At 57.9% G+C, this 8,597-nt stretch carries 15 protein-coding genes and 4 pseudogenes; 3 read left to right on the plus strand and 16 right to left on the minus strand.

Going from position 1 to position 8,597, the window contains the following annotated elements; translation table 11 throughout:
- Positions 1-15 precede the first annotated feature (15 nt).
- From nifU to JCM10550_RS20125, 9 genes and pseudogenes are all read right to left on the minus strand, one after another.
- Positions 16-433: pseudogene (gene nifU / locus JCM10550_RS16125) on the minus strand (Fe-S cluster assembly scaffold protein NifU).
- A gap of 13 nt (positions 434-446) precedes the next feature.
- Complete coding sequence (locus tag JCM10550_RS25460; protein ID WP_281175448.1) at positions 447-704, minus strand: hypothetical protein; 258 nt, start codon at positions 702-704, stop codon at positions 447-449.
- Positions 595-858, minus strand: a complete 264-nt coding sequence (locus JCM10550_RS25465) for a hypothetical protein (protein ID WP_281175449.1) — start codon at positions 856-858, stop codon at positions 595-597. Before JCM10550_RS25465 ends, JCM10550_RS25460 begins: the two co-directional genes overlap by 110 nt.
- Entirely contained in the window at positions 855-980 is a 126-nt protein-coding gene (locus tag JCM10550_RS25470) for a hypothetical protein (RefSeq protein WP_281175445.1), read from the minus strand. Before JCM10550_RS25470 ends, JCM10550_RS25465 begins: the two co-directional genes overlap by 4 nt.
- Positions 962-1,201, minus strand: a complete 240-nt coding sequence (locus JCM10550_RS25475) for an aminotransferase class V-fold PLP-dependent enzyme (protein WP_281175446.1) — start codon at positions 1,199-1,201, stop codon at positions 962-964. Before JCM10550_RS25475 ends, JCM10550_RS25470 begins: the two co-directional genes overlap by 19 nt.
- Complete coding sequence (locus JCM10550_RS25480) at positions 1,185-1,661, minus strand: cysteine desulfurase family protein (RefSeq protein ID WP_281175447.1); 477 nt, start codon at positions 1,659-1,661, stop codon at positions 1,185-1,187. The genes JCM10550_RS25475 and JCM10550_RS25480 overlap by 17 nt, the downstream gene beginning before the upstream one ends.
- A 91-nt stretch (positions 1,662-1,752) precedes the next feature.
- Positions 1,753-2,853: pseudogene (locus JCM10550_RS16135) on the minus strand (CofH family radical SAM protein).
- An 80-nt stretch (positions 2,854-2,933) separates the two neighbouring features.
- Complete coding sequence (locus JCM10550_RS20120; protein ID WP_062400620.1) at positions 2,934-3,245, minus strand: hypothetical protein; 312 nt, start codon at positions 3,243-3,245, stop codon at positions 2,934-2,936.
- The gene (locus JCM10550_RS20125) at positions 3,199-3,456 is read right to left on the minus strand and encodes a hypothetical protein (protein WP_175020543.1); all 258 of its coding nucleotides are present in this window, start codon (positions 3,454-3,456) and stop codon (positions 3,199-3,201) included. Before JCM10550_RS20125 ends, JCM10550_RS20120 begins: the two co-directional genes overlap by 47 nt.
- 315 nt (positions 3,457-3,771) lie before the next feature.
- Here JCM10550_RS20125 and JCM10550_RS16150 point away from each other — a divergent pair.
- Positions 3,772-5,182, plus strand: a pseudogene (locus JCM10550_RS16150) (DNA-directed DNA polymerase II small subunit).
- 14 nt (positions 5,183-5,196) lie between these two features.
- Here JCM10550_RS16150 and JCM10550_RS16155 read toward each other — a convergent pair.
- Together JCM10550_RS16155 and JCM10550_RS16160 are read right to left on the minus strand one after the other, a co-directional pair.
- Positions 5,197-5,430, minus strand: a complete 234-nt coding sequence (locus JCM10550_RS16155; protein WP_157200384.1) for a hypothetical protein — start codon at positions 5,428-5,430, stop codon at positions 5,197-5,199.
- 30 nt (positions 5,431-5,460) lie between these two features.
- Positions 5,461-5,895 (minus strand): hypothetical protein, encoded by a 435-nt coding sequence (locus tag JCM10550_RS16160; RefSeq protein WP_062400626.1) that lies wholly within the window; start codon positions 5,893-5,895, stop codon positions 5,461-5,463.
- Positions 5,896-5,910: 15 nt separating this feature from the next.
- Between JCM10550_RS16160 and JCM10550_RS23935 the strand changes: the two genes are divergently transcribed.
- Entirely contained in the window at positions 5,911-6,120 is a 210-nt protein-coding gene (locus JCM10550_RS23935; RefSeq protein ID WP_245619417.1) for a hypothetical protein, read from the plus strand.
- A 51-nt stretch (positions 6,121-6,171) separates the two neighbouring features.
- On the plus strand, positions 6,172-6,351 hold the full coding sequence (locus tag JCM10550_RS19355) for a hypothetical protein (protein WP_157200385.1): 180 nt from the start codon (positions 6,172-6,174) through the stop codon (positions 6,349-6,351).
- A gap of 553 nt (positions 6,352-6,904) precedes the next feature.
- Here the strand turns inward: JCM10550_RS19355 and JCM10550_RS16170 are convergent.
- The 5 genes and pseudogenes from JCM10550_RS16170 to JCM10550_RS19960 form a co-directional block, all read right to left on the minus strand.
- Positions 6,905-7,252 carry a hypothetical protein gene (locus JCM10550_RS16170; RefSeq protein WP_062400630.1) on the minus strand — a complete coding sequence of 116 codons (348 nt, stop codon included), beginning with the start codon at positions 7,250-7,252 and terminating at the stop codon, positions 6,905-6,907.
- Positions 7,216-7,656, minus strand: coding sequence for a hypothetical protein (locus tag JCM10550_RS16175; protein ID WP_062400632.1), 441 nt, complete (start codon positions 7,654-7,656; stop codon positions 7,216-7,218). Before JCM10550_RS16175 ends, JCM10550_RS16170 begins: the two co-directional genes overlap by 37 nt.
- A 108-nt stretch (positions 7,657-7,764) precedes the next feature.
- Positions 7,765-7,923, minus strand: a complete 159-nt coding sequence (locus JCM10550_RS19360; protein WP_157200386.1) for a hypothetical protein — start codon at positions 7,921-7,923, stop codon at positions 7,765-7,767.
- A gap of 91 nt (positions 7,924-8,014) precedes the next feature.
- Positions 8,015-8,194, minus strand: coding sequence for a hypothetical protein (locus tag JCM10550_RS16180; RefSeq protein ID WP_062400634.1), 180 nt, complete (start codon positions 8,192-8,194; stop codon positions 8,015-8,017).
- Between the two features lie 94 nt (positions 8,195-8,288).
- Positions 8,289-8,597 (minus strand): annotated as a pseudogene (locus JCM10550_RS19960) (hypothetical protein); the annotation flags it as partial.

The raw sequence follows: 8,597 nt of genomic DNA on the forward strand, positions 1-8,597 counted from the left end.
ACGCCGGAAAAAAGATTAGTGCTGGTGTTCCGCGTGGCTGCCGTTCTTTTCTTCCCACGCCTTGAGCCCGCGCTGTCTGCGACAGTCATTGATCGCCGCGTGAATCGCCTCTTCTGCCAGCACCGAACAGTGCAGTTTCTGGGGGCGGCAGACCCTCCAGTGCATCTGCGACCGCCTTATTGGAGAGCTCCCAGGCCTCTGCAAGCGTCTTGCCCTTGATCATCTCGGTGGCCATGCTCGACGACGCCACCGCCGCCCCGCACCCAAAGGTCTGGAACCGCACATCGGTGATCACGTCATCCTCCACCTTCAGGTATATCTTCATAATATCCCCGCACTGCGCATTGCCGACCTCGCCAATGCCGTTTGCATTCTCAATCGCACCCTGATTTCTCGGGTGCTCAAAGTGGTCCATCACCTTCTCGTTATACATCTCTTCATTCCTCCTATGACTGACTCCTCAGCTCCGGCGGTGTTAAAGGCGACATGTCCCGCAGGCGCTGCACAGTCTCTTTCACCACAGCAATCACATAGTCCACATCCTCCTCGGTTGTCTCCTCACCAAGGGTCAGGCGCAGCGAACCGTGCACCACATCATGCGGCAGCCCGCAGGCGATGAGCACGTGGGACGGGTCCAGCGATTTGGAACTGCAGGCACTCCCGGTCGACGCGGCAATCCCCTTGCGGTTGAGTAAGAGCAGAATGGATTCCCCCCTCGATAAACTCAAAGACCACGTTCACATTGTTCGGCAGACGCCTCTTTGGGTGGCCGTTCAGGTAGGCATGGGGGGGAATGGCAAGCATACCCGCTGTCAGCCGGTCACGCAATGCCGTAACCCGTTCGGCGTTCTCTGTCATATCTGCAACCGCAAGAGAGAGCGCCAGCCCCCCATACCGACGATACCCGGCACATTCTCGGTGCCCGCACGCCGTCCCCCCCGCTCCTGTGCACCGCCGTGCATCAGCGGGTCGAGGCGCACCCCCCCGGCCCGATATACAGGGCGCCCGTCCCCCCCTTCGGGCCGTGGAACTTGTGGCCGGACAGCGACAGCAGATCGATATGCATCGCATGCACGTCAATCGGTATATGCCCCCCCGCCGCCTGCACCGCATCGGTGTGGAAGAGCACGCCATGCTTCTGGGCAATGGCACCAATCGCTGCGATGGGCTGGACGGTGCCGATCTCATTGTTTGCCATCATCACACTGATAAGAATCGTCTCGGGGGGGTAATGGCTGCCTCAACATCCGCGGGGGGTCGACCATACCATATTGGTCCACCGCAAGATACGTCACCGAAAAACCCTGTTTTTCGAGCCACGCACAGGTATGGGTGATCGCATGGTGCTCGATAACGGATGTGATGATGTGTTTCCCCCCCTTCGCTTTCTTTGCAAAGGCCACTCCCTTTAATGCCCAGTTGTCCGACTCCGTCCCGCCGCTCGTGAAGTAGATCTCCTTTGGTGCTGCGCCGATGGCGGCCGCCACCTGTTCACGAGCCTTTTCCACAGCCGTTCGTGACGCCTTTGCCAGATCATAAAGAGAGGAAGGATTGCCAAAATGTCCCGTCATATAGGGGGGGAGCATCGCCTCTGCCACCTCCGGCCGGGTCGCCGTCGTTGCCGCATGGTCCATGTAGACCTGTCGCTTATCGATATTCATATCGTATTTCCTTTTGGGCCAAATGTGCAGACGGAATTTTTCACTGAGGCACAATAAACATATGCCCCCCTCCTCCCGCCTGCAAAACGCTTCAGTCAGAGAGTTCGTAGAGGGTCGTCCGCCTTCGCAGCGTCCGGCCGAGGTCATCGGTGATCCGTTTCATGTCAGCCGGGTCGAGATAGTCGGCTGCCGACGCACCGGCCTCCATTGAGACCTCATCGGTGAACATCGTCCCGCCCAGATCATCGCCACCAGCCATGAGACCCAGCGAGGCCATACGGTCACCGGTCTTGCCCCCCATGAGATCTGAATATGAGGGATGTTGTCGAAGAAAAGCCGGGAGACCGCAAAGACCAGCAGGTCCTCCCGCCCGATAGAACCACCGGTGACAAGTCCTGCCTGGTGCAGCGGCGTATTCTCATGGATGAACGGCAGAGGGATGAACTCCGTAAACCCGCCGGTCTCGTCCTGTATATCCCGGATGACCCCCCCGAGGTGTTCGGCCCGGTCGTCCGCGGTATCAAGTGAGCCGTACATCATGGTCGCCGTGGACTTCAGTCCCATACCGTGAGCCTCTTTGATGATCCTTACCCACTCGGCGGTGGGAGTCTTGTTCGGGCAGATCCGACTGCGCACCGCGTCCACCAGGATCTCGGCCCCCCCGGTGCCCTGCATCGTCCCGAGACCCGCAGCCCGGGCCATATCAATCACCTCCGCCGTCGTGATCCCGCTCTTTGTTGCCGCCCAGGTCACCTCGTCCGGACTCATCGTATGGATGTCAGCCTCCGGCAGAATTTCATGGGCAATCCCGATCATCTCGGCATAGCGTTCCGCACTAAAGGCCGGGTTCACCCCGGAAAGAAAACAGAGTTCGGTGACCTCGCGTGCCTTTGCGAGAGCAACCTGTGCCCGGATACCTGCATCCCCCCCACGTCGTAGGCGTCCGGCGCCCCCCCGGAGGTCTCCCGAACGCACAGAACCGACAGAGATTCCGGCAGATATTTGATATGTGAATATTCTGATTGCGCACATAGGTGACCACATCACCCACGGTCTGTTCACGGATGATATCTGCTGCCCGGGCAATATCCCATGCATCAGACCCGCGTGCCTTCAGAAGCCCTGCTGCCTCAGCAGGCGTGAGCCGGTGCCCTTCGAGGACATCTTCCAGGAGCTCTTTCATATGGATCATTTCCCTTGATGTGGTCTGAACGCAGAGCTACAAAAGAGTTGTGAATGGCCCCCCCGAAATCAGGGCCAGGATACCAGGATTTAGCGTTTTTTGCTATTCTTTTTTGCGGGATGTGGTGCATTTGCCACCTTTTTGCCCCCCCCTCCGGCGTTCGCCTCGCGTCTCCGGGAATACCACTCCCAGACAATAAGGAAGACGATGACAACCGCGGCGAACTCGACAATATGCAACGGCAGATACCCGACCAGCGGAATGGCAAAGAGCGCCTTGCCGACGATCCACTCCTTTCTTACCGGCTGAATGGCACCGATGCCCGCAATGTAGGCATCCTGATCGATGGCCGGGTTATTGTCCCCCCTTGGTGATATAGCCGGGATTGGTGGTATTGTCATACCAGGCCACCGCCCGATGGATGATTGGATGCACCGACGTGTCGCCATTGGGCTTGTAGATGATCACATCCCCCCCATATACCTGGTTGCCCTGCCGGTCGGGGGTGCGTGGCAAACCTCGCATACCCGTTCTGTTGCCCCCCTCCTCCCAGGAAGTCAGGGGGGGACCATACCGATCTGCTGCCGCGACAAAGACAAGATCCCCCCACATTCATATTCGGATCATGCTCCCGGACTCCACCGCAACGACGGCAGGCCAGGTGCCGGAGAATAAAAAGAGGAGGAGTGCGACCCCGCCAACGACCCCCCAGTATCCAGAGGATATCGCGAACCATGCCCGTTTTCGGGTCTTCGCTCTTCAAAAATTGCTGCACCCGGGAAACCACCCCAGGCTCCGGCGTTGTTCCTTCATAATACAGTACATACTCCTCAGAACATATGAAAGCTGGGGGGCAAACCCAGCCGCTTCGTATGGGTATTTACCACCTGAACCCCAACCTGTTCGTATGCAGCGTCCCCCCAGGAGATCGTGCTCGGGTTTCTGAACCGCGGGTTGCAGGTCCACCCCCCGATGTGGTCTCCTATCTCACCGAACAGGAAGACCTCTCGCTCATCCCGGTGATCGCCGATGCGGTGCCCCCCGCATGTGAGCGTCGTCACGACCGAACATATCCCCGGATTTACCCGGGTACGGGACGGGACGCGATTTCTCACCGAAGCACCCGTTGACGTGATACGCGGTGCAGGCTCATACGAGAATAACGGAGTAGACTTCACTGACTTTATCCACTATTTCCGGGACCGCTACAACCAGCTCTCGACAATACTGCGGACCCACAAGATCTATGCCGGTGCCATGCCCATCGGCGGGATTGCCCGGAACAGCCGCTACTACAATATGGATATCGTCCTCATCGGCATGGTGATGGATGTCAGGAATACCAAGAACGGGCACCGGATGGCAATGCTGGAAGACCCGACCGGCATGATCAACGTCCTCTTCAATAAGAGCCATGAACACTTCGCAGAGGCGGAACGTCTCATCCCGGACGAGGTCATTGCGGTCACCGGCCAGCTCTCCAGTGACGGCAGCCTTTTCTTTGCAAACTCTCTCGCACGCCCTGATATCCCCCCCGTGAACCATGCCCCCCTTCCTGAGTGAAACACCGGGAAAAGCGGCCTTCATATCCGATGTGCATGTCGGCTCGGACACCTTCCTCGAAGAGGCATGGGAGGAGTTCACCGCATGGATGCACGAGCAGCCGGATATCGGCTACCTTATCATCGCAGGAGATGTGGTGGACGGCATCGGCATCTATCCCGACCAGGATAAGGAACTCACCATACCGAATATCTACGGCCAGTATGAGGCATTCGCTGAAATGCTCAGGAAACTCCCATCCCATCTCCAGATCGTGGTCTCACCCGGTAACCACGACGCGGTGCGGGGCGCCGAACCCCCCAGCCCATCCTGCCCTCAAAGTTCTGCCAGCACCTCCCGGAAAATGTCGTTCTGGTGGAGAATCCGGCGGTCGTGAAAATACAGGGAGTATCGGTGCTGATGTACCATGGCCGGTCCTTTGACGACATGATCGGCCTGATCCCCGGTGCCTCCTATACCCGGCCGGACGAGGTGATGGTGGAAATGCTCAAACGCCGTCACATCACCTGCACATACGGAGAACGCACCCCCCCATATACGCCTCCCGTGAAGACCGGCTCGTCATCGACCCGATTCCGGAGATCTTCCATACCGGCCACGTACACATATCGGGGGGGATCACAAAATATCGCGGGGGGTGCTTGCCATCAATGCCGGTACCTGGCAGTCACAGACTGCATTCCAGAAACAGATGAACCTTCAGCCGACACCGGCCCGTGCCATCATCGTCGATCTTCAGACTCTGGAACCGGAAGTGATTGACTTCCAGAAATAACACCGCACAAAAAGTCAGACCGGACTCCCGCCCCGCCGGATATGGTGTCGGGGGGGATCACCAGCCGAAAGACCGCCCCCCGTCCCACAGGTCCCGCACTCGGTGATGGATATCCCTGTTATTCCCAGCATCTCACGGGAGAGAAAGAGCCCGAGGCCGGTATTCGTCCCGTATCCCCCCCGTTCAAAGATCCGCTCTTTTAATTCCCGGGGGTACACCGCTGCCATCGTCAGAGATGGTGAGCACACACCCTTCCTCTGTCTCTGCAAGGGCAATCGTCACCCGGTTTGCCCCCCCGCCGGCATGGCGCTGCACATTCTCCAGCAGGTTATAGGCCACCTTCTCAAACATCGGATCGGCAAAGACCTCAATTTCCCCCCGCAGGCAAGGTTGACTGACACCCCGGCCCCATGAAGCAGGGTTTCTACATTGCGCACCACGGTGGCAAGATTCTGCCACCGGGGGGGCGGCTCCATACCGAGAGCATCGTAGTCGCTGGTAAACGATATCAGCCGTCCGACGGTGCGGGCCGCGGCATTCGCCATATCCCAATAATGATCAGCCTGCTCCTGAGTCAGCGGTGCCAGCCCGGTATCGCCCCGTACCAGTTCGTCGCACATCAGGATCACCGAGACCTGGTTCAGGATATCATGCCGGGTGACAGACGAGAGCAGGACAATCTTCTTTTTTGCCTCAGCAAGGGCATCAAGCATCTCATGCTCCGGGGGGTGACATCCATATGCAGACCCGCCACCCGCTCCGGGCTGCCTGCGGCATCATACACGGCGACGCGGCAGACAGACCTGACCCAGATCCACCTGCCGTCCCGGTGGCGCATACGAAACTCTGTCCGGGCAGAGGAGGTGGTTCCGCTATCAATACGTGCGAGGTATGCCGCCACCCCCCCGTCCGGTCCACCGGGTGAATCCGGTTCATGAATATCTCATCAAACGATGTGCCCAGCTCCCCCCTGCCTCATACCCGATAATATGCGCCCAGCCGCTGTCAACCGACAACGCCCTTTCTTTTACAAGGCTATCCCAGAAGCCGATACCGACACCCTCCTCTGCCACCCGGATATACTCCAGTGCCCGGTGCAGTCGAATAGATTCTGCGACATGGCCGACCGGGACCGCATCTGTTGCAACAGCAGCGTGAACCCCCCCTGAACGGCGCCCGAAAAAGAGATCGGAGACTGGTTTTCCAAAACGGATGAGGCACCCCGGAAATATCCCGTTGAAGCTCGGTTTACCGAACAGAGTCTCCCGTCATCATTGATAATATTCATCGGAACCGCATCATTCTGAAATGATGCTGATAATCCAGCATATGTTTCCCCATGTATACACCCCCCCGTGTGCCCCCCCGCCAGCACCATACTGGAGCGACTGATTTTTCATAAAAAGCAGATTACATCAGCCACAGGACATCACGCCAGCACCCGATAACCCCCCCCGGGTCAGGTCTGGTGAATTGTAGATAGGAGCCTGAATAGATATATCTTTCATCGGCGCCAGACCAAAGTCCCGGAGAGATACATCTTCCGAAATACAGATGAAAGGGCCATCTCTGTGCGCGGATTTTTACGCAGCTTTCGGTTCGAGTGACTCATCGCCTTTCGGCAGGTCTTTCTCTTCAGATCGGTGATAATACTGTTTTTTCTGGTATATACCAGCATATACGGCAATAATCGCGAATACCACGCATACCAGAATGCCGTATTCAGAGACATCGAGACCGGGATATGCACGGTGGTGCCTGATGCATGAATCGTCCCCCCACCGCATCACCAACCACAACAGGCAGGGAGACAGCAATCCCGTTCTCCCGGAGAGTGTATTCGATTCCAAACCCGCTGATAACGATGGAGATGAGAAAGAGTGCCACCAGCCAGAGCGGTTTATTGGCCGCCATCCCGACCAGCCGGTCTGACTGCTGCCGGTAGTGGCGACTACAACGGAGCACCGACCCGACGAAAAGCAGGGCGCCAAAAAAGACAATCGTGATGATCACCGCCGTATTCACCGCAGCAATCAGCGGTGAGAAGAACTCTTTTCCAAACCCGTACATGCCCAGCATGAACGGGGGGAGACATCAAGGGCAAAGGCACCATCTCCAAACCGCACCGACCACCAGTAACCAAGAAACGGGAGCGCGATCAGACAGATGCCTGCAACGAGACCGGGGGGGATATTGCAGTCTGCCACCGTCCACTCCTTCCCGGTATCGGTCATGCTTCCACCTCCCACGTCCGGGGGCACCTCGGTTGTTATACGGATACCCAGTATCTCAATTTCAAAAGAGAGTATCCCTTCGGCACGACCTGCATTCAGGGCAAAAAGAGCATCCGGCGTGGCAGCACCGGTCAGTTCAACCGTGACATACTCCCCGGGAGGGACGGTCACCGGTGCTGCAAGAGAGGCGGTAAATCCCCCCATCTTCACCGGGAATCCGGTAATTAAGGTGTTGCACACTCACCGGATACGCGGTCGGGTTCTCCACACTTCCTTTCAGGGTGACCGTGCCTGCAGCAGTGTCAGTCTCCACCGCCGTACCGGTTATCAGTGGCCGATCTGCCTGTATCAGGCATTAATGGTCTCTTCCATCGGCCCGGCAGGGTTTTCCGGCAGGGCCGCCCTGTTCACATCAAATCCAGCATTGTAAAGAGCAATCACAAGGGCCAGAACAAGAATCAGCAACGGCAGAGCCATCATTACCGTGTTGATCCGGGAATCCTCCATGCCCCCTTCCTGGAGAGCAATCCTGATAAACCTGTCTCCGGCAAAAAAGGAGGGTTGACCCGGAAGGAAATAGGGAATAACCTGTTTTTGATCAGCGCATCAGTGGCATCCGGCGGGCCATCGCATATCCACAGATTACCTGAACAGAATCAGAAAACCGGGCGCTGATCAGAGGATTCCCGGTATCCAGATACAGGGTCGGGGGGGTGCGCGAGAGTTTGGCCTCGGTTGCAATGATAATGAAATGCTCCGGCCCGATACGTTCAACCACCGCAGGGGGGGAAAACTGCTGGGTTCCCCCCTGCCCAGCACAAATCCCTGTGCCCCGATGGGTGAGACAACCGCCTGCACCCTCGGGTAGTGGTCTAAAAGCTGGAGGATCCCCCCCTCTTCATTGAGGTCACGGGCGACGACATCTCCGTCAAAGACGGCGTCAATACCCAGCAGGGTGCTCTCTTCCCCCCCAGTGCCCGGATGACAGCGGCGGTGGTGCTCCCGGCGCCAATCAGATAGAGGGTGTCCCTTCGCATGATATCAGCGATGAACCGTCCGATCTCCGCCTGTGCCCGGCTCTCATGCCGTACGTCCGTCGCCCATTTGCACGAAGGCAGATATCCGGTGAGGGCGGGTGAACGGGCAATACCGGTGAGCGTCACCGCAAGTCGGCCCTCCCG

Source organism: Methanogenium cariaci JCM 10550, from assembly GCF_001315945.1.
Taxonomy (GTDB): domain Archaea; phylum Halobacteriota; class Methanomicrobia; order Methanomicrobiales; family Methanomicrobiaceae; genus Methanogenium; species Methanogenium cariaci.